Below are 23979 nucleotides of genomic sequence, written 5' to 3'. Positions count from 1 at the left end.
ATATGAATTATTATTATTTTTACTTCTCCCCCACTCCCCCACTCCCATACTCCCATACTCAAGAAAATGTAGAAAAGTTTTTGAGAAATGGTGTTATTTATTTGGGGACAGCGTATATATAATTGGTCACTACAATTTTACCTTAATTTTGATTTTGGAGATGTCTAATGAAAAGCGCTGTAAAGATACATGATATAAATCAAAATTTTGCTTCCTTTTATCTGAGGATATATTTTGATGATAAAAATAGGTAATTAATTTTGTGTGTTTACTAAATGCCTGGGCAAAAACTTACAGCGCTTTTCACTGGAGTAGACCACAAGGTTAGTCATCTATTGTGGAATTCGCAGCCCTCGTTTCACCTACCACCTAACACCTAACACCTACCACCTAACTTTTTAACTGTGGTTTACCCATCTAAAAACTGCCGTAGTTTCCATGCCGATGTCTATGGGTCGTGCTCATCTTTAATACTATCAATAGTCTTGATAATCTTTTCGTATTCTTGTCGCTTTCCTTGTTTTTGATAAATTTCTGCTGCTTTGTGTAAATCATCAAGAGCAGCTTGAAAGTTTCCTAATTTCATATATCCTTCACTACGAAAAGAATAAGCGTGACCTAGATTAGGATTAATATCTAAAGCACTGCTTTGATCCTTAACCGCTTGAGCATAGTCTTTTAACTTCATATAAATTAGCCCTCGGTTAATATAAGCGTCTATTTTTCTCGGATACAATTTTAATACTTCGTTATAGTCTAGAATAGCTTGCTGCAAATCTCCCATTTCACAGTGAATTAAGCCCAAATTATAGTAGGCTAAACCATAGTTGGGGTTTATTTTTAGCGCTGCTTGACAATCAGCGATCGCCTCAGAAAAGCCTCCTAGTTTCAAACGAGCTAAACCTCGATTATTATAGGCAGGAACATAGTTGGGATTAATGCTTAGAGTCTGGCCAAAGTCATCAATAGCTCCCTGAAAATCTCCTGCTTGAAAGCGAGCATTTCCGAGATTATTATGTGCTTCGGCATAGTTAGGATTAATTTGTAGAGCTATTTCAAAGTCTTTCATTGCCCCTTTTATATCTCCTAGCCTAAACTTGGTAAAGCCTCGGTTATTATGACCTTCGGCATAATTAGGATTAATTTGTATAGCTGCTTCAAAGTCTTTCATTGCCCCTTTTATATCTCCCATTTTCAGACGTACAATGCCAAGGTCGTTATAAGCTTGATGATATTGGGAGTTGAGATGTATGGCAGTCTGAAAATCAGCGACCGCTCCGGGAAAATTTCCCAGACTTCGCTTAGTGTTACCTCGATGATAAAAAGCTTCTGCATTTTTGGGTTGAAGTTGTATTGCACGGTTTAAGTCTTCTAGAGCACCGCGATGCTCTCCAAGATCGAAACGAACTATACCTCGTTTGATATAAGCATCCACATAGTTAGGATTAATTTGTATAACCTGGTTAAAATCTTCTAGGGAACCATTGTTATCTCGCATCACACGACGGACTATAGCTCGGTTGTAAATGGCTTCAGGATGTTTAGGATTAAGTTTAATTGCTTCGTTGAAGTCGGCGATCGCTCCTTTTATATCTTTCATGTCAAACTTAACAGCACCTCGTTGGGTATAAGCATCTACAACTTGAGGATTGAGTTTTAATAATGTGGTGAAGTCATCAATTGCACCTTGCCTATCTCCCAGGGAACGACGGGCAATACCTCGATTATAGTAAGCTTCTATTTTTGTGGGATTAAATTTTATTGCTCGATCATAATCTGCGATGGCTCCTTGTGGGTCTCCTGCTTTAAAATGAACTACTCCTAAGTTATGGTAAATTTGAGAGTCTTGAGGATTAAATTTCAGAGCTTGAGAAAAAAGATTTATGGCTTGATTTAATTTGCCTAATTCTGCATAAGTTGCCCCTAAATTATGATAATTTTGGAGGTCTTTTGGTTCAAGTTTTAATGCTTTGTGAAAATTTGCTATTGCTGCCTTTAAGTTTCCCAATTGAGCCATTGCAATACCTTTGTTTTTGTAAAATTGATGATTATTTGGGTCTAGTATTATTGCTCGGTTATAGTTTTCTATAGCGCCAGTATTATCTCTTTTTTGTAGTTTAATTAGTCCTTGTTTATGTAGTTCGTTTACTCCTCGAAGGCGGCATTTTTTTGCTTTTTCTTCCATTCCTGCTATTTGATATTGAGTAATAGCTTTTTCCCATTGTTTTTTGTTTTCAAATTCTTTGGCTCTACACAATGCTGCTTTCTGAGGTATTTTGGCTAAGTCATATTCATAAGCAGCTTTAAGCCATTGTTTTTTCTCTTCAAATTCAATAGCTTGATATTCTGCTTTTTTTTCGGGAATATTCATCTTGCAGCGTTTAGAATTAGCAAAATTTTCGAGTTCTTCCCATTTTTTTGCTGCTGCTAACCATTTTAAGTTTACTTCCAAGTTGTAAGCTTCACAAATTTTTTGCCTCTGGTTTTCTCCAATTTTCACCCAACATTTTGCTGCTTCTTGCCATTTTTTTAATTTCTCAAATAGTAGTGCTGCTTCTTGCCATTCTCTTAACTCAACAAAAATTTTTGCTGCTTCATCATAAGCTTGTTTTTGAATTAATAATTTGGCTTGAGCTTGTTTTTCTAAAGTTAGATCGCCGGATTTAGTAAAGCATTCTTTTGCTTGTTGATAGAATCCTGCTTTTAAATAATATTCCCCTTGTTTATGCCATGTTTCTGAACTAGGATTTACGCGGTCGCTTCTTACTAATTCGGGAATTATTGACTGAAATAAACCTTGAAATTCTGGTTCTTGCCAGAGGGCACTAAGCTGTGATTCCCAAATATTTAATATTCTACTAGCGCGGGTAATTGCTACATAAAGTAAGTTTAATTCTAGTTGAAATGCTGGTTTTTCTTTTTCTTTTAGTAACCCACCTCGTATAACTTTACCCCAAAGTTTTTTTGTAGGCTGAAAAAATTCTACGAGAAAAACTGTATCAAATTCTAATCCTTTTATTTCTTCAATTGTAAAAACAAAACTAGAATTTAGTTCGGCTCTAATTTTTTCTTTATCTGATTCTTGTCTGACTAAAATAGCATCACCAGGATATAAAGATGTTTCTTTTAATGTTTTTATTAATGTTTGATAATCTGCTGAAATCGTCCTAGCTAATTGACCCTTACTACTGTTTGTAATAGAATAACTTCCTGTAGGTTCTGCTAAGTATCGAGAACGTAATTTTAGTAGTTGATTCGCTAAATTTACTAAGCTTCCTACACTACGAAAATTAAACTTTAAAGTTTGTCTATCTACTTTTCTGTGAGGATAAAATTTATGTTTTAGTTTTTCCCATTGAAAACCACTAGGACTAATCATCTGATAAGAGTCTCCAGCAAAAAATAAATTTCCATTGGGATTAACTAACTTAAATAATAACTCTAATTGTATTTCTGTTAAATCTTGTACCTCATCACAAACAATCAGATCGTATTTTTCACTATAATTATTTTCAATTAATTTCAACACTTGTCTGACTAAATCTATTTCATCATATAATTTTTCTTTTTGAAGTTTTTTTTGATACCATGTTGCAATTTTATAGATTTCTCTACGATGTCTTTCCTCCAGACAAGTCATACTATTTTTACTGATTTCTTCGTAAGCTTTTTCAGACAAAAGATATTCTGTTATAGATAGTTGTTTTCCTTTAATAGCACTTCTAATTTCTTCCCACACTAAAGACGTTGGATATTGTTTTTTTCGAGGATGTGCCTTGTACATTCCCGAGAAAACTTGATAGTTTACTTCATTTTGATAATGATATTCTTGATGATAACTACTCATAATTTCCAAACATAGTTCCTGAAGATTTTTAAACTCAAAAATTATTTGACTTATTTGATTATTTTCTGCTTTTTCTAATTCACTATCTGCGACTATTTTATAAAATTGTTCTTCTGCATTATTAACCAGCAAATGATTATAGGCTATATATAAACGTTTCCCTGAATTGTTATACTCTCTTTTTTGCAGCATTCTATATAATGCCACTGTGGTTTTGCCTGTACCAGCACTACCATTTAATAAAAGATTTCCTGAAAGTCTAGCAAGTTCATATTCTTCTGCTGTCAACTTTAAAGGTAAATCTGTATTTTGCTCAATAATTGCTTTTTGCCATTCCGTTTCTGACTCTAATACTCGCCACTGAATATTTCCTAGCAATTCATCATCTGTCAAATCTGAATTAAGTTCTAACTCTAGAGCTTCTACTATGTCAATCTTTGTTTTTTCTGCTGCTGAATATTGATTATTTCCATCTGCGTAATTATCTAAATTTTTAAAGTCGCTAGTTTCTAAAACCACTTCTATTTCTTCTGTTTCTAACCATTCTGAATCAGGACTTTTATTTCTCGCTTTAGCACGTCGTGATACATCATCATGGTCTACACAAATATCTTGAATTACCAGATAAACTTGCATTTTTCCTGTTTCTGGTTGCGATGACTTATTGTAGGTAAAAATTAAGCGACTAGCACTGTTAATTCTAGCTTCCCATACTCTTTTATTGATTCCCTTCAGCTTTTTAACCCGCAATCCACCATCAAATTTTTGCTGCTTCAGTTTTTTAATACATTCCCATACTTTTTTTTGTAAATTACTTTCCACATCTTTTCGGAGAAATTCAACTATATCAGGATGTAAAACAGCAGGCAGTAACATACATTGACTTTATTACTCTTTGATTTTTATAGTAATAAATAGTTTAACACAGTACTATTTTTCATGTAATCTACGAAAGTAGAAGAAGGAAGAAGCAAAAAGGAAGAAGGAAGAAGGAAGAAGCAAAAAGTGGATTGGGACTCAAACCCCAACCAATTGTTAACACCCTCAGACGGTGGGGTATTAAACCCAAAATCAAAAGATCAATTACTATCTCTATTTGTTCATTTTCTACTGAGCGGAGAAGAGTAAAATTCTAATCTTATAGCGATCGACTCAATAGACCTCTTTGGAAAAAAGGGAGTAGGGAGTAGAGAGTAGGGAGTAGGGGGAAAGAATTGATAATTTATCATTTTCTTTGTGGGTTTAATACCCCACCGTCTACACGGTGTTCAAAATTACTTGGGGTTAGAATCCCCATGTAATTTTCCTCCTGTCTCCTGTCTCCTGTCTCCTGTCTCCTTCTTCAAACGGGATAATTGATTTGATTTTTTATTATTGGAGATGTTTAATAATCTCACAAATAATTGAACAATAAACAAAAAAAATAATCTGAAGTTCTTATCAGCTCAAGTTTTCAGACAATAAGTATTACTCAATAAATATTAGTTTTGACGATCGGATAAATGTATTAAATAGTACAGTAATATATATTTTTCTATGTTAAAGGCTGAAGAATTAAGAAAATGGTAAATAGCTAATTAGTCAAAGTGTTGGAATTCAATGAGCAAAGATAAGAAATTCAACTCAAAAATATCTTTAACTGGCAATGTTAAAATTATCAACTATAGCAATCCTAAATAAGTTGCGGGTAATCAAAAAGTAGATAAAAAAACTGAAACTCCCATCTGTTCCCTGTTCCCTAAAAGCGGTAAGATTTTTATACACAAATAAAATAGAATTGCTATAGCTAAACTCAAATTCTTAAAAAGTATGACCTTTATTCTCACCAACGATGATGGAATTAATGCTCCTGGCATTAAAGCACTTTGGGAAGCTGTCAATAATGTCAATTTACCTTTAGCATCTTCTAAAAAAAGTATAATTGTCGCTCCTCAAGAACAATTATCTGGCTGTGGACATCAAGTTACGACTCAAGAACCAATTAATATCCAAACTCTGTCTGAGGTTGAGTATGCGATCGCCGGTACACCAGCAGATTGTACTAGAATTGCCCTAACACACATCGACAATAATGTCAAATGGGTACTTTCAGGTATTAACTCAGGGGGTAACATGGGTGTAGATGTCTACATATCTGGTACAGTAGCAGCAGTAAGGGAAGCAGCATTTCACAGAATTCCAGGAATCGCCCTTTCTCAATATCGTCAAGGAAAAAAACCTGTGAATTGGGAAAGAGTAACTCGTTTAGCAGAAATAGTATTAGCAGATTTACTCAACCGCCCCCTTGAACCAGGAGCTTTTTGGAATGTAAACTTTCCTTATTTAGAACCCGAAGCACCAGATCCAAAAATGGTATTTTGCACACCATCAACCCAACCATTACCAGTAGCTTATCAAATGGAAGGAGAAGATTTTTATTATACCGGAAAATATGGAGAACGCGACCGCACTCCTGGTACGGATGTAGATGTTTGCTTTGCTGGTAATATTGCGATTACCAAGATTCAACTTTAATCAACTATTAAGCATTTATATTATGTCCGGTTGAATAGTTATAAATAACTAGAGAGAAGTCAGAAGTCAGTCCTCAGGAGTCAGTAGGGAAAAAGAAGGAAGGAGAAGAAATGAAGGGTAAATAAGAAAGAAGAAGAGGAGAAAATTTTTTCATCACTAATTATCCGGATATAATATTTATGGCTTGCTGATTAATTCTCAAAGGATTGATAGATAAAGGTAAGTGCCTTTTTAGAACAAAAAAAAGTGCAACAATATTTAAGCTGGAGCGACCAAAAAGTTAGCATTTTGAGCAGACAAGGGTAGAAAAATTCAAGGACAAAATATTCGACCACATCCTTTGTAATTTCCGTTTCTCCTGTCTCCTGTCTCCTGTCTCCTGACTCCTACCCTAACCCATAAGACTTCCATAAGCAAACCCTAGTTAGACTATATCTCCCAATTTTTGGAATAGGGAACAGTGGTGCGACCCAAGGGAGTAGGGGAGTAGGGGAGTAGGGGAGATGGAAGCATTTTTCTACCTTTTTGCGATTCTATTTTTGAATCTCCTGACTTCACCAGGACTTAGTTCTGACCGAAAAATCAGGAGGAAATGGAAACCACCAAAAAGAATTTAAGGCGTTGGTAAATTAGGGTATGATATCAGTCTTAATTACTTAGGAGTCAACCCACCCGCGCGCCCCTCCCAAGAGGGGGAAGACCGATTCAGGAGGGAAGAAAGAAAAAGAAATAAGGAATAGAAGGAGAAAGTTTTTTGTTTGCACTCTTATCCGAACAATATATCATACCTCTTTTCACCAACACCGAATTTAATTTTGACTTTGCACAGACCTGATATCAGAAGGAGGAATTTGCTCAATATTAATCAAAGACTTAATGACCGACTTAACAATAGGAGCTGCCACCTTTCCCCCACTACCCTTAATAGGTTCATCAATAACCGCCAAAACCACATAACGGGGAGACTCCATTGGTAAAATACCAACAAAACTCGTAATCTTAGCCTTCTTAGAATAACCCCCAGTCTCAGAAGCTTTTTGAGCCGTACCAGTTTTACCCGCAATTCGATATCCACGAATTTTGGCTCTTTTACCAGTACCACTTTCAACCACCCTTTCCATCATTGCCAATACTTTTGTCGTAGTTTTAGAAGAAAACACCTGTCTAGGACTTGGCAAAGACAACTGCCAATATGGTTGTCCTTTACTATCAAACAAACCACGCATCACATGAGGCGTCACTAACTTACCCCCATTTGCTAAAGCTGCATTAAGCTGTGCTAGTTGTAGAGGAGTAAGAGAAAATCCCTGGCCAAAAGCAGTAGTAGCAGCTTCCACTGGCACCATTAAAAACTGGTTGCGGCCCTTTAAAATACTCGGTGCTTCAAAGGGAAGGTCTGTACCAGTAGTATCTCCTAATCCCAAGCGTTTAAGGCCATCATAGAAAACAGCTCGGGGCATTTGTTCCACAATTTTCACCATACCTACATTACTGGAGTGTTGAATAATCTCAGTCACAGTGCGTGCCCCACCGCTACCATCAGAGTTAAATATAGGCCAATTTCCGATGACTATTCTACCTGTATCGTAAAATACACTATCTCCCTCAATTGCTCCTACTTCTAAAGCTAAGGCCACATTTACTGGTTTAAAAGTAGAACCTGGCTCATAAACATCTGTTACAGCCCAATTTTTGAATAGTGTTACGTCATAGTTATAGTATTGATTGGGGTCATAAGAAGGTTCTGATACTAGAGAGAGTATAGAACCATCATTAGCGTCCATCACTATGACAGTACCTCGTTTGGCCTCATACTCTTCTAATTGTTCTTTTAGGATAGTTCGTGTTACTCGTTGCAAGCGAGAGTCAATAGTTAGATGCAAAGAAAGGTCATCTAACTGTAGAAAACCTGTAGTTAGTTTGTCTGGAACAAGAACACCTTTGATTAAGCGCCGAAATTGGATTTTTGGTACAGAGCGCTCTAAGAGATTTTGTTGGCTATATTCAATCCCAGCTTGACCTATACTTTCTCCATCTACATATCCTACTACTTCAGCAGCTAGTTCTTTTTGAGGATAAACACGTTGTGGATGTTGAATTAATTCTAAGCCATCAACAAATAAATTAGTAATTTTATCTGTAGTTTCTTGAGGTATGAAGTCGGCAACTTTTATACCTGTCTCTCTTTCATTGAACATTTGGAGTAGGTCATTTGAAGTTAGGGTTTTCTCCAAATTTGCTCCTTCTAAAATAGTTGATAATTGATAAGCAACTTCTTGTTTTGAACGATTAAAAATTTTGGGGTGAGCATAGAGGGTATAGGCTATTTTATCAATTGCTAAAGTATTGCCATTTCTATCAACTATTGGGCGTCTGGGAACGAAAGGAATTGATTCTTTAGTTTGCTGGTGTTTTGCTTGTTCTTGTAATGCTTTACCTCGCAACACTTGTAAATAGAATAGGTTAATTATTAATCCTAATAAGCCAAGTATTAAAAGTACCCAGACCTGGTAAAGTCTAGATTTTTGACATTTTTCTGGTTTTTGGCGAGAGGGCATTGATAATAATTTTTGATGAGTATTTTTGACAGAATATGTTTCACTTTGAGACTTTTGATTTTTGAGTTTAGAACTAGATTGTTCTGTTTGTTTGTTTTTGAAATACTTACGACGAAGTTGAGTATTTGAAGTATAGTTATAACCAGACATTTGAGTTATTTATTAATAATAATTAATCAGGAAAGAAGAAGCATTAATTTGTGGTTAAATCTCTAATTTAATGTAAGCAACTTTAAGAAGTGGGAGATTTAAACCCTTGCCTTCTTTAATTTTCTTCCTTTGAGTTAAATATTAACTAATTTAGTTGTTTGCTTGTTTGTGAAGCCATCAATGGTCAAAAAAATCTACAGATAGAGCGAAGAAGACTTATCCGTGGAGAAGACAAATGCTTTCAGTCTTCCAAGAATATTGATTAATTAATGGGGTAAAAGTATGGGTTCCACGAAACTTTTGATTTTCAAGTAATATTATGTCCGGTAATACCAATTATTAATACTAATGATCTGTTTAATTAGACTCTCAAACAAATGTCTATCACTAATACTAATACTCCGAAATGATGGATGATGTACTCCTACTTAGGAATAGAGTTATTCTGTATTTTCCAGAGTGCTCTGTATTCAACGGCCATGATACAAGGAAGCATTTATCAGTAAGCAAAGTATTGTTTGATTAAGTGCTTGAAGAAGTAGTAAGTAGTTGATAGTTGGTAGAGCTGAGAATGGGGTCAATGGTAATTCTCACCTCATCAACCCTATTGAAACTGCAGGTGATGGTGGGTTATTAAACCAATAAGGGAAAAGATCGAGCTTAGGTTTAAATCCTCACTGTCTACACAGCTCATAGTTTCAGGCAAGATTCAAATCCCCAAAAAGCATTCCGTAAGAAATGCTATTTAATATCCCACTGGTGTTTTGAGCAGATATTTATGACCAGAAGTAGATTCTAGATAAGGTTTAGGAGCATTAGGAGCAGGACGTGGAGGTGCTGGGTCTAAAAATATCCGCTTTACAGAATTTTGTGAAACTAAACCATTATCAGAATTTGAAGCTTGTTCAGCTATTTGATTTTTCAATAACTCATTAGCCACACTTATCTGTTGTTCTTTTTGTCTAAGTTTTTGTAATTGTTGATATTCTGTCGTCCATTTCGACTGACCATAAATTGTCCAGCCATAAATTGCTACACTGGTACTTGCTAATAATACTGTGACCATGGATGAAGTTAGTTGTGTCGCCATCAAAGATTTTAACCAGAGTGGTTTGGACTTAGGTAAGGATATGACTTGAGCCAAATTCTGTTCTTGAATTATTTGTGAGTCCCTACTATTTTCTGAAGCATAGCTACTATGAGATAAATTTTCTTCATACGTTAGTTTTTGTCGGCGAGCTGATTTTTTTGAGACGACAGACAAATTTGTTTTTGGGGACTTATTGTTTGGGGCCAAAAATGTACTTCTAACTGCAACCATATAATTTACCTATACTGACATCTAATTTATAAGCATACAAAATATAACAGTATCTAATTTTGAGTATATGTTTTAATTTCCCATTCAAATTTTAATTTGAATTTTTATATCTATCAGCTTCTAAGTTATTTGATTGATAGTTTTAGTTGTATTTCCTACATTGACAATTGTTGTAAAAAATTACCTATTATATCAGATTACTTTAATTATATATGAAAAACTTTGAAGCTAAAACTTTTAAATAGCAATGTTAATATACCAGTTTAGTTCTTATTTAATCGATCGTAATTTATTTTGAATAGCTATACAACATTTAGTAGTACAAATTAATATTAATCTTAGTTAATATTTTCCCAATTGTAATTAAACTGCAAAGTATCTATGCTGATTTAGATACGATTTCCCATCAAGTTTAATTACAATTGGGAAAATATTAATCTTAGTTAATATTTTCCCAATTGTAATTAAACTGCAAAGTATCTATGCTGATTTAGATACGATTTCCCATCAAGTTTAATTTTTTAATAGTCGATCGCATTTGTCATAAAATCCATTTAAATGTCCCAATAGTCACCGATTAAATAGACAAAAATTTAATTTAAAGGAAGAATAGATAAATAAAGACAAAACACATAGAGGTATATAGAAAATAGAATTATATAAGCTTCTTTTAGGGATAATTTTCTCTTTAATGTCGAGAGAATATCTGCACCATAAGGTACATTTTCCTGACACAAAGCTGACGCTTTTTCCTACAGAATGCTGCCTCTTAGATCAAATCTTACGCATTTTTGCTACACCTTATTGAGAACAGGGAGTAGCAGTGCGACCCCGCGACGACGACAGTCGCAAGTAGTCCAAACCCGACGTTCCCCTTCCGGGACCATAGGGAACAGTCTCCTCACCATGGGAATACCGACCAAGAGAGGGAAAGTGCACCAAGATAGGGAGTAAGTGAATAACGAATTTGTATTCATAATTTGTATACTTAACATTAATTGTGTAAAACAAAAAATCCTTTTATAACTATTGAGCGTGTCAGAAGCACTTGTCATGGTAAAAAGGTGAAAGTTGAATTATTGTTTAACCCTTAGACATTAGCTGTGTATGCCCAATATTTGGAGAATCTGTGCTAATCAAGCATCGACTAGCATATCTTTTCCCATTCTGGAGCCTTCCTAATTAATTGTTAACAAAATTATATTGACAAACATGACGATTTCTGCAGACCAAGTTAACCAAATAGTTTGGAACCATCACCATGACCCTTTTCAAGTCCTTGGTGTCCATCAGATAGAACAAGATGGCAAAACTGTGACAGTAATCCGAGCCTACCAACCAAGTGCTGAAGCTGTCTCGGTCATTTCACCGGTAGATCGGAAAGAATACCCAATGCAGTCAGTCCATAATCCACATTTCTTTGAATGTGTAATAGACGTTCCAGAACTGGCCAACTATCAACTCAAAATCAAAGAAGGAGAACACGAACGAGTCATCAACGACCCCTACGCCTTTCGTTCTCCAAAACTCACAGACTTTGACCTTCAACTATTTGGAGAAGGAAATCATCATCGTATCTACGAAAAATTAGGGGCACATCTCACAGAAATTAACGGAGTCAAAGGAGTCTATTTTGCTGTTTGGGCACCCAATGCTCGTAACGTTTCAATTTTAGGAAACTTCAACTATTGGGATGGTCGTAAACATCAAATGCGGAAAGGCCACACAGGTATCTGGGAATTATTCATTCCTGATATTGGCCCTGGAGAACATTATAAATATGAGGTTAAAAACTGGGAAGGACACATCTATGAAAAAAGTGACCCTTATGGATATCAACAGGAAGTAAGGCCCAAAACAGCTTCTATTGTTGTTGACCTAGACTCATATACTTGGAATGACCAAGAATGGATGGAAAAACGTCGCCACACTGACCCCCTCACCAAGCCTATTTCTGTCTATGAATGCCACCTGGGTTCTTGGATTCATGCCTCTGCTGCTGAACCTGCTAAACTGCCTGATGGGAAAACTGAGGCTGTAGTTCAAGTCTCGGAACTCAGACCTGATGCTCGTTTTCTTACCTACCGAGAATTAGCAGATCGTTTGGTTGCCTACGTCAAGGATTTAGGTTACACCCACATTGAAATGTTACCTGTTGCAGAACATCCTTTTGATGGTTCTTGGGGTTATCAGGTTACAGGATTTTTTGCCCCTACATCTCGCTACGGTAATGCTGAAGATTTCATGTACTTTGTGGACAAATGCCATGAAAATGGTATTGGCGTAATTGTAGACTGGGTACCGGGACATTTTCCAAAAGATGGACATGGTTTAGCGTTCTTTGATGGTACTCATCTCTATGAACATCCAGACCCCCGCAAAGGTGAACATAAGCAATGGGGTACTTTAGTATTTGACTATGGTCGTAATGAAGTCCGTAACTTTTTAGTTTCAAATGCCCTTTTCTGGTTTGAAAAGTATCATATTGATGGTTTTAGGGTAGATGCGGTTGCTTCTATGGTCTATCTCAACTATTTGAGACCCGACGGTGAATGGGTTGCGAATCAATATGGAGGCGTAGAATATATCGAAGCTGCTGATTTCCTCCGTCAGGTTAATCATTTGATTTTTGGTTACTATCCTGGTACTCTCTGCATTGCAGAAGAATCTACTGCCTGGCCAATGGTAACTTGGCCTACTTATGTTGGTGGTTTGGGCTTCAACCTCAAGTGGAACATGGGTTGGATGCACGATATGCTGGACTATTTTGAAATGGACCCTTGGTTCCGACAGTTCCACCAGAATAATGTTACTTTCAGTATTTGGTATCACCACAGTGAGAACTATATGTTAGCTCTGTCTCACGATGAGGTGGTACATTGCAAGAGTAATATGTTGGGTAAAATGCCAGGGGATGATTGGCAGAAGTTTGCTAATGTCCGGGCGTTGTTTGCATATATGTTTACTCACCCTGGTAAGAAAACTATGTTTATGGGGATGGAGTTTCCTCAGTGGGGTGAATGGGATGTTTGGGGCGATTTAGAATGGCATTTGCTCCAATTTGATGCTCACCAAGGAATGAAGCGATTTTTCCGGGATGTGAATCAGCTCTATCGTTCTGAACCTGCTTTGTATGAACAAGATTGTACTGAGGAAGGTTTCCAGTGGATAGATTGTAGTGATAATAATCATAGTGTGGTGTCGTTTATTCGTCGCGCTAAAGATGGGAAAGAGTTTGTGGTAGCGGTTTGTAATTTTACTCCTCAACCCCATAGTCATTATCGTATCGGTGTACCTGAACCAGGATTCTATACTGAAATATTTAATAGTGACGCTGGTAATTATGGTGGTAGTAACATGGGTAATTTAGGTGGTAAGTGGACTGATGAGTGGTACTTCCATAACCACCCACAGTCATTGGACTTATGTCTGCCTCCTTTGGGTGTTTTAGTCTTGAAGTTAGACCGGGAGAAAACGTTAGCAGTGATGGACCAGTCTCAGGAGACAGAAACTGAAACTGAAACTGTTTCTGAAAGTTAAATGACTGAGAGCTATTACTGAAGCTGAAACTATTTCTGAAGGTTAAATGACTGAGAGCTATTAAAGCAAAATTGAAAAGATGGCATTGCATAAATGCGGGATGATTTTAATAGTTTTGTAGTCTTGTAATCTTGTAGTCTTGTAATCTTGTGGAATGGGCATCTTGCCCGTTCCTCTCCCCTAACTGAAAATAATATAACAGAGGAGAATATGCTTGGTTTATCACCAGTATTTAAGTGTGAAAATTCTCATCCCAGAGGTGATATTGTTTTTGTTCATGGTTTGGCTGGCCACCCCTGGGGTACATGGCATCCTCAAAGCAAAAGAGATAATCAAGATTTGGACTTTTGGCCGTTTTGGTTGGGGGAGGAATTACAAGCAAATGTCTGGACTTTTGGATATGATACGCCTCGCTTTGGATATGTTGGTCAGGGAATGCCCCGTTTTGACCTAGCAAGTAATTTACTGGAATATCTTGACGTTAATGATATAGGCGATCGCCCCCTGATATTTGTGACTCACAGTATGGGTGGGTTGGTTGTTAAAGATTTAATTCGTACAGCTCAAAATTTTGATGCTAAAAAAGCTATTATCAAACAGACTCAAGGGATTGTATTTTTATCCACTCCCCATCAAGGCTCAAACTTGGCTAATTTAATTGATAATATTAATCTTTTAACGAGAGCGACGGTGAATGTTCAGGAATTAAAAGCGCATTCGCCTCAGTTACGGCAACTTAACGAATGGTATCGACAAAATGTTGATAATTTGGAAATTAAAACTCATGTCCTCTATGAAACTCAACCCATGAGTGGGGTTTTGGTTGTGGATGAGGATAGTGCTAACCCAGGAATTAAGGATGTTAAACCTATTGCTATTCCAGCAGACCACAATTCTATTGCTAAACCTGGAAAAAATGATTTGGTTTATCTTTCCGTAAAAAAGTTTGTGGAAAAATATTTGGTGCCTCCACTGATACGAGAAAAGTTAGAATCAATGTATTCCAGGCGCCACCCCTCCCCAGATACTATGTAGATCGCCCGGAATACAGCGACAATTTAAAGGCTAACCTACTGACAAATTCACCGGATACCCAAGCTATTGTGGTGACTGCTATCCACGGTTTGGGTGCTGTGGGTAAATCTACTTTGGCAACGGCTTTAGCTTATGATGAGGAGGTACAATCTCGTTTTGCTGATGGTATTCTCTGGGTAACTTTGGGTCAAGAGCCTAATATTTTGCCCATGCTGAGTGTTTGGGTGCAGGCGTTGGGTGACTATAATTTCAAACCTACAAGTGTGGAGGCGACTGCTAATCATTTGCGGACTTTACTTTTTGACAAAGCTGTGCTATTAGTGGTGGATGATGCTTGGAGTCCAGACCATGCCCAAATATTTAATTTGGGAGGTCCGCGCTGTCAGGTTTTGGTGACTACTAGGGAAAAAGCGATCGCTGATGTTTTAGATGCTGAAATTTACAATCTGGATGTGATGACTTTATCCCAGTCAATGCAACTTCTCAGTCAAAGGTTAGGGCGTGAAATTAGGGGAGAGGAAGCAAAACAGGCGGAGGCTTTGGTTAAGGAACTGGGATATTTGCCTTTAGCTTTGGAGTTGGCAGCGGCTCAAGTTGCAGATGGTATGTCTTGGGGAGAGCTGTTAGTTGATATTCAAGGGGAAATTGCTCGGTTAAAAACGTTGGATATACTAGGTCCAGAGGATGTTGTTGATGAGGCTAGTTTAAAAAAGTTGAGTTTGACTGCTTCCTTGAATTTGAGTATCAAGCAACTGAAACACAAAAGGCGGGAAGATTTTATTTGGTTGGGAATATTGCCGGATGATGTGAATATTACTCCAGGGATGGCGGCTGTCCTCTGGGGTATGAATGATGAGAGGGATGCGAGGGATAAGTTGAAGGATTTGCGGAGGAAGGCGTTGTTGTTGGATGGTGTGGCTTTGGCAGATGGTAAGCCTACTTATCGTTTACATGATTTGTTTCACGATCTGGCTCGGAATTTGTTGACTGCACCATTACATCCAACAGAAGAAGGTGATTTGCCGGGGTTGGGTATTCGTCTAGCTAAGGCTCACAAAATATTTTTGAAGAAATATAGGAAGTTAACGGATAATCATCTTTGGCATACTTTACCTAATGATGGTTATATTCATCAGCATCTAGTCTGGCATTTGGAAAAGGCAGGGAAGATAGAGGAGATTCATGGGTTATTGGCAGAGGAGTCGCAAAGTGGGGCTAATGGTTGGTATGAAACGTGCGAACGTTTAGGGCAAATGGGGATTTTTATTACTGATGTGGCTCGTGCTTGGGAGTTAGCGGAGATTGACTGGGATGAAGGTAGGTTGCCTCAAGTTGTTGGTTGGCAGTGTCGTTATGCTTTGATAACTGCTTCTATTAATAGTCTGGCAGCAAATTTACCAGGAAATTTGTTGGTGGCTTTGGTTAAACATAATTTCTGGACTCCAGAGCAAGGGTTAGCCTACGTATTACAAAAGCCTGAGCCAAGGGATAAAGGAGACTCTATCAAAAAATTAGTTGATTATTTGCCAGACAACTTAAAAAAACTAGCTCTTTCAGAAGCTCTGGCTACAACTCGACAGATTCAGAATGAGGTATATCGCGCCGAAGTTCTCTGTTCTTTAGTTGATAAATTACCGGAATTATTACCAGAAGCACTGGCTGCTGCTCAACAGATTCAGTCTGAGGGATATCGCGCCGAAGTTCTCAGTGCTTTAGCTGATAAATTACCGGAATTATTACCAGAGGCATTGGCTGCTGCTCAACAGATTCAGTCTGAGAGATATCGCGCCAGAGTTCTCAGTGCTTTAGCTGATAAATTGACACCAGAATTATTACCAGAAGCACTGGCTGCTGCTCAACAGATTCAGTCTGGATATCGCGCTGAAGTTCTCAGTGCTTTGGCTGATAAATTACCAGAAATATTACCAGAAGCACTGGCTACTGCTCGACAGATTTCAGATGAGATACCCCGCGCCGAAGTTCTTAGTGCTTTAGCTGATAAATTACCAGAAATATTACCAGAAGCACTGGCTGCAACTCGACAGATTTCAGATGAAATATCTCGCGCCGGAGTTCTCAATGCTTTGGCTGATAAATTGACACCAGAATTATTACCAGAAGCACTGGATATAACTCGACAGATTCGGGATGATAGATTTCACGTCTCAGCTCTCAGATCTTTGGCTAATAAATTGACACCAGAATTATTACCAGAAGCACTGGATATAACTCGAAAGATTGAGTATGAGGGAGATCGCGCCCAAGTTTTCAGAGCTTTGGTTGATAAATTTCCCGAATTATTACGAGAAGCTCTTGCTACTGCTCGACAGATTCGGGATAAGATATATCGCGCCGAAGTTCTCAGTGCTTTGGCTGATAAATTCCCAGAAATATTACCAGAAATATTACCAGAAGCTCTGGCTGTGGCTCGAAAGATTGAGTATGAGAAATATCGTGCCGAAGTTCTCAGTGCTTTGTCTGATAAATTCCCAGAAATATTACCAGAAGCTCTGGCTGTGGCTCGAAAGATTGAGTATGAGAAATATCGTGTCAAAGTTATCGGTGTTTTGGCTGATAAATTGACACCAGAAATATTACCAGAAGCTCTGGCTGTGGCTCGAAAGATTGAGTATGAGAGATATCGCGCCGAAGTTCTCAGTGCTTTGGCTGATAAATTCCCAGAAATATTACCAGAAGCTCTCACTGCTGCTCAACAGATTCCGAATGAGGTACATCGTGCCGAAGTTCTCAGTGCTTTGGCTGATAAATTCCCAGAAATATTACCAGAAGCTCTCACTGCTGCTCAACAGATTCCGAATGAGGTACATCGTGCCGAAGTTCTCAGTGCTTTGGCTGATAAATTCCCAGAAATATTACCAGAAGCTCTGGCTGCGGCTCGACAGATTCAGTCTGAGGTACATCGTGCCAAATTTATCGGTGTTTTGGCTGGTAAATTCCCAGAAATATTACCAGAAGCTCTAACTGTGGCTCAACAGATTCAGGACGAGAAATGTCGCACCCAACTTCTCAGTGCTTTGGCTGATAAGTTGACGCCCGAATTATTACCAGAAGCTATGACTGCAGCTCAACAGATTCAGTCTGAGAAATATCGCGCCGAAGTTCTCAGTTCTTTAGCTGGTAAATTACCAGAATTATTACCAGAAATACTGGCTACTGCTAGAAAACTTCAGTCTGAGTATGATCGCGCCCCACTTCTCGTAGCTTTAGCTGGTAAATTGACGCCCGAATTATTACCAGAAGCACTCGCTGCTGCTCGACAAATTCACTTTGAGATATCTCGCGCCGAAGTTTTCAGAGCTTTGGCTGATAAATTTCCCGAATTATTACCAGAAGCACTCGCTGCCGTTCGACAAATTCAGTCTGAGGGATATCGCGCCCCAATGCTCAGTGCTTTAGGTGATAAATTCCCAGAAATATTGCCAGAAGCACTGGCTACTGCTCGACAGATTCAGGATGAGTACCATCGCCCCAAAGTTCTCAGTGCTTTGGCTAATAAACTCTCATAAATGCAAAAAACTCAACTTTATACCCTCTGGCAAAATACCCTTCACACCCTATCCCTTCGCACTCGCCCCGACTTACTCTCAGACATAACAGCATTAACTACCGTCATCTTTTCTTTAGGAGGTGAAGAAGCAATAAAAAATATAGTCATTGCTATTCAAGACGTTTCTCGGTGGTGGCGGTGATTTCAGTTATCAGTTATCAGTTATCAGCTATTAGTTTCTCCAACTAAAGCTAGAGAATTAAAATACTAAAGTTGATTATTTTATGTCATAATCATTTCTAGATTAATATTTGAACAAAAAATAAATTATACCTATGTATCAACTAACTATTAATATACCAGAATAAACAGCCTTAGCTTTAAAATTAACCCCTGAAAAACTTAGTCAAGAAATGAAACTAATTTCTGCGATTAAACTTTATGAATTAGGTCGTCTTTCTTCCGGTGCTGCTGCAAATTTAGCAGGTATTCCCAAAGTCTTATTTTTGACAAAATTAGCTGATTATGGTGTAGATACTTTTCAACTTACTGAAGGTGAATTAGCAGAGGAACTAAAACGTGCCTAATTCAGTTATCAGTTATCAGTTATCAGTTATCAGTTGTTAGTTGTCAGAAGGGAAAAGAGTTAGGTTGAATGGTTATAATTACCCTCGTAGTTAGGCTTTAGTCCACCAATTACCTTTGTTCATAACCTATCACTTTCTTAAAATGTTTGTTAACAGAATAGTATCGGTTTATTTGCGCTTATTTTTTCTAGGTTTTGCTGTTTGGATGCTAGCCTTCTATTTTTTGATTTCAAATCCTAATGTAGAGGTTAATGCCCAAGATTTACCTACTCTAAAAACTCACCTCTTACCACCAACTTTGGCACAATGGAAAGACACCAGTAATAGCGGTGATTATTTCGATCGCATTGAAGTTCAGGATGTAGGTTATTTAATTTGGTCGCAGTTTCCTATTAAAGTTTATGTCGAATCTTCTCAAAACAGTAAGAAATCAGAAAATAACCTATTTTCTAGCTCAGTTAAATCAACTCCTGACTCCTTGCAAAACATATCTCGCTCTCGTCAATGGGCTAATATTGTAATAGATGCTATCTGGGAATGGAATACTTATTTACCCTTGCAAATAGTAGATAACCCAGAAATTGCCGATATCAAAATTTTTAACAAACGACCTCCTTTAACCCCCGGAAATTTAAGAGCGCGTTCTGCGGAGACTCGCTATCAGCTACATGAAGATGAGAACGGAACTTTATCTCAGAGTTTTGTAATTTGGTTGAGTCCGATGCAAGTAGGTAAATATCTTCCTGCTGCTGTTCGTCACGAGTTTGGTCATGCTTTGGGGATTTGGGGTCATAGTTCTGAGAAAACTGATGTTATGTATTATTCTCAGGTGGCAGAACCTCCTCCTATTTCAGCTAGGGATATTAATACTTTGAAGCGGATTTATTTGCAAGCAACTAGATTGGGGGTTCAATAATTAATAATTAATAATTAATAATTAATAATTAACAATTACCTCTTCTTTTCAAGGAGAGGATTTACTAAAAGGAAATTTTTTTCTTCTCTTGGTCGATTGGATATGGCGAGGAAACCCGTTCTTGCAGACCCGCTCCGAATGGCGCCATCCCACCCTTCGGGAAGCTCCGCTAACGACTGCTTTTTTCTCCTTTAAAGCAGAGGCTTTTTACCTTAATTATTCGGTAAGTTTCCTTTGCAATCAGATTTGGAATAGGCACTTAGTTTATTGCATGAAAGTGGCGATATAGGTTCTGCTAGACTCTGCTAAGGTAGCAAAACCTCTAAGTTTTCTCCAATTTTATAGCAGTCTAAGGAAAGGTTAGGATATATCAAAAGATTAAAACTCAGACAACCAAAGATTTTTCCTTCTTCCTTCTTCCTTCTTCCTTCTTCCTTCTTCCTTCTTCCTTCTTCCTTCTTCCTTCTTCCTTCTTCCTTCTTCCTTCTGCTATAAATTCAAAACTTTCCTCGACCGGAAAATACTACTATCAAAAATGTTACTAACTGTACTAAAACAATACTAGGACCAGAAGGTAAATTAAAACTACCAGATACTATCATTCCTAACACCCCACTCATGGCACCAATTGTCGCAGAAACTCCTAAAAATGGTACAAATTGATGACAAATCAACTTAGCTGTTGCTGCTGGAATTACCAAAAAAGCATCCACCAATAGAATACCAACTGCTCTCATAGTCAGAGCGATCGCCAAGGATAAAATAATTATAAATATGTATTTATATCTTTGTACTGGTATCCCCTGAATTTGTGCTAAATCCGAATTTAAAGTTAATAATATTTGTTGTTGTAAAGTCAATCCTAACCAACCCAATGTTACGACTAACAAAATAACTAAAAAAAGTAAATCTAGATTACTAATTGCTAAAATATCACCAAATAATATAGATAATAAATTTCCTCGATACCCAGGTATAAAATTAAACCCAATAGTACCCAATGCAACCGAACCCGCAATTACAATACTTAAAATTGTATCTCCACCTAAATTAGTTTTTTCAATTAAATAATTTATTCCTAATCCAAAGAATACCAAAAAAACAGTTAAAGCGATCGTAAGTGGTAACTGTAATAAAGCAGCTAATACTACAGCTAAAAAAGCCGTATGGCCCAAGACATTTCCAAATAAAGATAATTGGCGCAAAATCACGAAACCACCAATAATTCCTCCTAAAATTCCTAATAGAATACCCCCTATAATTGCTCGCTGCATAAATGGTAGACTAAATAAATTAATCCATTCTGAAAAATCCATATTTATTAAATACAAGTCAAGTAAATTTATTTATAGAGAAGCTAAGGTTAATAATTATAAATACACAACAAAATATATACAGCATATTCCAAATATATGAAGTACAGATATTAATAATTAAATGTGTGTAGTGCAGGCATCTTGCCAGCAATAAGAATTTTATTACTTCGGTTCCCCATTCCCTATTTCCTATTACCGAATAATTAATAATTAATAATTAAATAATTCTGGTTTAAAGCCTCCCCTTTTAAGGGGAAAATAAAGAAATAATATTTCCTTATTTTCAATCAAGGACTGTTTTAACCAGAGGTAATTATCAATTATCCATTATCAATTATCCATTATCAATTATCAATTATCAATTATTGAACTATTCCCTATTACGGAATAATTAAAGCTTAAAGCCTCTCCTTTAAAGGAGAAACAAGAAAAAATTTTCCTTTGAGTTAATCCTCTTCTTTTCAAGGATAGGTAATTATTAATTAGGGTTTGCTGAAAAAGTCTAATAGTTATGGCAGGGAACACTTAACTGGGAACAGGGAACAGTTTAGACTATCTGTAATGACCACATTTTCTGATAGTTAGTGTCAAAACTTTACTATTTTGAGACGACAACAGCCAAAAACTAGGTATTTTTTCCAGACCTAAAAAGGCTCAAACCTTTATTTGTTAATACTTTTATATTTAATCAGCAAGCCCTAATTATTAATTATTAATTATTCATTATTCATTATTCATTATTTAACTATTCCCTATTAATGCTGATGAACATATCTAGTTAAACTATCCCCATAAACTTTACTCAAGTTATTTTCATCCAAAGCAACACTAGGTTTACCCTGACAACATAAACGACGATTCATACAAATAACTTGGTCACAATAACGACTCACCATATCTAAATCATGGGAAACTTGCAGAATAGAAAAACCCTCTTCTCGATGTAAATTTGCCAGTAATTCAGCAAACTGTATTTCTCCAGTTGGGTCTATACCAGCCATAACTTCATCTAATATTAATAATTGTCTATTTTGCACCAAACAATATCCCAATAAAACCCGTTTTAACTCCCCACCACTTAAACTTCCTATTCGCTGTTTTGCCTGATTTTCTAACTTAACTTGTACCAAAGCTTTTTCTATTGCTATATGCTTTTCCCGCGACCTCATCAAACCTTGCTCAGGGTAACCTAAACTGATTAATTCAGCTACACTTAAAGGGAAACTCCGGTCAAAAGGTAATTTTTGGGGAATATAACCAATTTTTTGCCAATGTTTTCCTAAATCTTTTATTTGTTTGCCTAGAATTTCTATATAGCCTGATTCATAAGGAATTAAACCTAATATTGCCTGAATTAATGTACTTTTTCCTGCACCATTCGGACCAATAATTGCTGTATTACTACCAGGAAATATTTGAAATGACACAGATTCTACTGCTTGATATTTTCCTCTAACTACTGTCAGATTTTGTACATCAACTACTGGAATATTTTTGTTTATTGCTACTAACTTCACTGGCAAATTTCCTCTAAAGTTTTTATATTATTTCTCATAGCAGTAAAATAATATTCTGGGTCTAACGAACCGCTGATTACTGGGTCTAATTTTTTGACTGGTAATCTAATATCTTTAGCAATTTGTTGCATCCGATTATCATTAAATCCAGTTTCAGCAAGTAAACCTTTAACTTGATATTCTTGAGCTGCTTTTATTACTCTTTGAACATCTCTAGGCGTGATATTATCTTCTGGCAATTCCACCACTGCCATTTGTTGTAAATTGTACCGTTGAGCTAAGTAAGGATAAGCATCGTGAAAAGCAATAAATTTACATCCTTGAAAGGGTGATAAACGAGTTTGAAATTCTTGGTGAAGCTCCTGTAATTTACGAATATAAATATCAGCATTAGCTCTATAAGTAGCTTCATTATTAGAGTCAGCTTGAATTAAACCATCCCGAATATTCTTAACTTGTTGTTGCGCTAAAACAGGATCTAACCAAACATGAGGGTTTCCTTCTTCATGGTGATGACCGTGGTGGTGGTCATGGTCGTGGTCGTGGTGGTCGTGGTCGTGGTGGTCGTCGTGGTCCTTATCTTCTTCTTCTAGGGGTTCTATATTTTGACTAGCATCAATTTCTTGAAGTTGAGAATTACCCGTAGCATCAACTAATTTCTCTAAAAATTCTTCTAACCCCAACCCATTTTTTACTAATACATCTGCCTCTGCAATACTCCGTGCATTCTCTGGCGTTGCCTGATAATCGTGGGGGTCTGCTCCCGCAGGAATTAAGAGTTCTACTTTTCCACTTTCTCCGGTAACTCCTTTGGTAAACATATATATAGGTAAGAAAGTTGCTACTATTTTAGTTTCATTTTGATTTTGGGCCACACTACTAACACTTCCGAGAGAAACAGCCGTGGCCAGTGCTGCTGTTCCTAAGAATAAACAGTGAATTCGTCTAATTGTCTTGAGCATTAGTATACAGGTTATTTTTGGGAATGATTATCATTTTCAAATTTATCATACCACAATGGGTAGTATCAAATCCGGTAGCATTGGTGTAATTAGATAAAAAGGATGGGGAGGTGTGGGGAGTGTGGCAATGGCGTTCAGATGGAACATTATCATTTTCTTTGTGGGTTTAATACCCCACCGTCAACGGGGGTGTTCACGCATTACTTGG

13 protein-coding genes and 1 pseudogene are annotated in these 23979 nt (G+C 37.0%); 7 read left to right on the top strand and 7 right to left on the bottom strand.

Annotated features, from left to right (window positions below; translation table 11 throughout):
• Window positions 1-448: 448 nt before the first annotated feature.
• Both D5R40_RS12330 and D5R40_RS35125 read right to left on the bottom strand, forming a co-directional pair.
• Entirely contained in the window at window positions 449-4723 is a 4275-nt protein-coding gene (locus D5R40_RS12330) for a tetratricopeptide repeat protein (protein WP_124154708.1), read from the bottom strand.
• A 398-nt stretch (window positions 4724-5121) separates the two neighbouring features.
• Complete coding sequence (locus D5R40_RS35125; RefSeq protein ID WP_161564689.1) at window positions 5122-5265, bottom strand: hypothetical protein; 144 nt, start codon at window positions 5263-5265, stop codon at window positions 5122-5124.
• 391 nt (window positions 5266-5656) lie between these two features.
• Here D5R40_RS35125 and surE point away from each other — a divergent pair, with 391 nt between their 5' ends.
• On the top strand, window positions 5657-6361 hold the full coding sequence (surE, locus tag D5R40_RS12325) for a 5'/3'-nucleotidase SurE (protein ID WP_124147069.1): 705 nt from the start codon (window positions 5657-5659) through the stop codon (window positions 6359-6361).
• Window positions 6362-7170: 809 nt separating this feature from the next.
• Here surE and D5R40_RS12320 read toward each other — a convergent pair.
• Both D5R40_RS12320 and D5R40_RS12315 read right to left on the bottom strand, forming a co-directional pair.
• Window positions 7171-9069: a peptidoglycan D,D-transpeptidase FtsI family protein gene (locus D5R40_RS12320; RefSeq protein ID WP_124147068.1), complete on the bottom strand. Its 1899-nt coding sequence runs from the start codon at window positions 9067-9069 to the stop codon at window positions 7171-7173.
• A gap of 745 nt (window positions 9070-9814) precedes the next feature.
• The gene (locus D5R40_RS12315) at window positions 9815-10390 is read right to left on the bottom strand and encodes a hypothetical protein (RefSeq protein ID WP_124147067.1); all 576 of its coding nucleotides are present in this window, start codon (window positions 10388-10390) and stop codon (window positions 9815-9817) included.
• A gap of 1212 nt (window positions 10391-11602) precedes the next feature.
• On the opposite strand from D5R40_RS12315, the gene glgB reads away from it, so the two are divergent.
• The 6 genes and pseudogenes from glgB to D5R40_RS12290 all read left to right on the top strand — a co-directional run bounded on the left by glgB (window position 11603) and on the right by D5R40_RS12290 (window position 19976).
• Window positions 11603-13930, top strand: coding sequence for a 1,4-alpha-glucan branching enzyme (gene glgB / locus D5R40_RS12310; RefSeq protein ID WP_124147066.1), 2328 nt, complete (start codon window positions 11603-11605; stop codon window positions 13928-13930).
• A 210-nt stretch (window positions 13931-14140) separates the two neighbouring features.
• Window positions 14141-14965: an esterase/lipase family protein gene (locus tag D5R40_RS12305; protein WP_240039158.1), complete on the top strand. Its 825-nt coding sequence runs from the start codon at window positions 14141-14143 to the stop codon at window positions 14963-14965.
• Window positions 14887-18492, top strand: coding sequence for an NB-ARC domain-containing protein (locus tag D5R40_RS12300; RefSeq protein ID WP_339379569.1), 3606 nt, complete (start codon window positions 14887-14889; stop codon window positions 18490-18492). The genes D5R40_RS12305 and D5R40_RS12300 overlap by 79 nt, the downstream gene beginning before the upstream one ends.
• Window positions 18493-18675 (top strand): hypothetical protein, encoded by a 183-nt coding sequence (locus D5R40_RS37700; RefSeq protein ID WP_205127639.1) that lies wholly within the window; start codon window positions 18493-18495, stop codon window positions 18673-18675.
• Between the two features lie 184 nt (window positions 18676-18859).
• Window positions 18860-19060: pseudogene (locus D5R40_RS12295) on the top strand (UPF0175 family protein); the annotation flags it as partial.
• Window positions 19061-19202: 142 nt separating this feature from the next.
• Entirely contained in the window at window positions 19203-19976 is a 774-nt protein-coding gene (locus D5R40_RS12290) for a matrixin family metalloprotease (RefSeq protein ID WP_124147064.1), read from the top strand.
• A gap of 497 nt (window positions 19977-20473) precedes the next feature.
• Here D5R40_RS12290 and D5R40_RS12285 read toward each other — a convergent pair whose 3' ends face one another.
• The 3 genes from D5R40_RS12285 to D5R40_RS12275 all read right to left on the bottom strand — a co-directional run bounded on the left by D5R40_RS12285 (window position 20474) and on the right by D5R40_RS12275 (window position 23771).
• Window positions 20474-21292 carry a metal ABC transporter permease gene (locus D5R40_RS12285; protein ID WP_124146654.1) on the bottom strand — a complete coding sequence of 273 codons (819 nt, stop codon included), beginning with the start codon at window positions 21290-21292 and terminating at the stop codon, window positions 20474-20476.
• 755 nt (window positions 21293-22047) lie between these two features.
• Complete coding sequence (locus D5R40_RS12280) at window positions 22048-22809, bottom strand: metal ABC transporter ATP-binding protein (RefSeq protein ID WP_192901277.1); 762 nt, start codon at window positions 22807-22809, stop codon at window positions 22048-22050.
• Window positions 22806-23771 carry a metal ABC transporter substrate-binding protein gene (locus tag D5R40_RS12275; RefSeq protein ID WP_124146653.1) on the bottom strand — a complete coding sequence of 322 codons (966 nt, stop codon included), beginning with the start codon at window positions 23769-23771 and terminating at the stop codon, window positions 22806-22808. Before D5R40_RS12275 ends, D5R40_RS12280 begins: the two co-directional genes overlap by 4 nt.
• Between the last annotated feature and the right edge of the window lie 208 nt (window positions 23772-23979).

It is taken from the genome of Okeania hirsuta (assembly GCF_003838195.1).
Taxonomy (GTDB): domain Bacteria; phylum Cyanobacteriota; class Cyanobacteriia; order Cyanobacteriales; family Microcoleaceae; genus Okeania; species Okeania hirsuta.
This window is presented reverse-complemented; position numbering and strand designations above follow the sequence as displayed.

What these genes read in the sequence shown, in the direction of transcription:
- D5R40_RS12330 (WP_124154708.1), bottom strand. Translation starts at nt 4,723, where the DNA reads ATGTTACTGCCTGCTGTTTTACATCCTGATATAGTTGAATTTCTCCGA.
- surE (WP_124147069.1), top strand. Translation starts at nt 5,657, where the DNA reads ATGACCTTTATTCTCACCAACGATGATGGAATTAATGCTCCTGGCATT.
- D5R40_RS12320 (WP_124147068.1), bottom strand. Translation starts at nt 9,069, where the DNA reads ATGTCTGGTTATAACTATACTTCAAATACTCAACTTCGTCGTAAGTAT.
- D5R40_RS12315 (WP_124147067.1), bottom strand. Translation starts at nt 10,390, where the DNA reads ATGGTTGCAGTTAGAAGTACATTTTTGGCCCCAAACAATAAGTCCCCA.
- glgB (WP_124147066.1), top strand. Translation starts at nt 11,603, where the DNA reads ATGACGATTTCTGCAGACCAAGTTAACCAAATAGTTTGGAACCATCAC.
- D5R40_RS12305 (WP_240039158.1), top strand. Translation starts at nt 14,141, where the DNA reads ATGCTTGGTTTATCACCAGTATTTAAGTGTGAAAATTCTCATCCCAGA.
- D5R40_RS37700 (WP_205127639.1), top strand. Translation starts at nt 18,493, where the DNA reads ATGCAAAAAACTCAACTTTATACCCTCTGGCAAAATACCCTTCACACC.
- D5R40_RS12290 (WP_124147064.1), top strand. Translation starts at nt 19,203, where the DNA reads ATGTTTGTTAACAGAATAGTATCGGTTTATTTGCGCTTATTTTTTCTA.
- D5R40_RS12285 (WP_124146654.1), bottom strand. Translation starts at nt 21,292, where the DNA reads ATGGATTTTTCAGAATGGATTAATTTATTTAGTCTACCATTTATGCAG.
- D5R40_RS12275 (WP_124146653.1), bottom strand. Translation starts at nt 23,771, where the DNA reads ATGCTCAAGACAATTAGACGAATTCACTGTTTATTCTTAGGAACAGCA.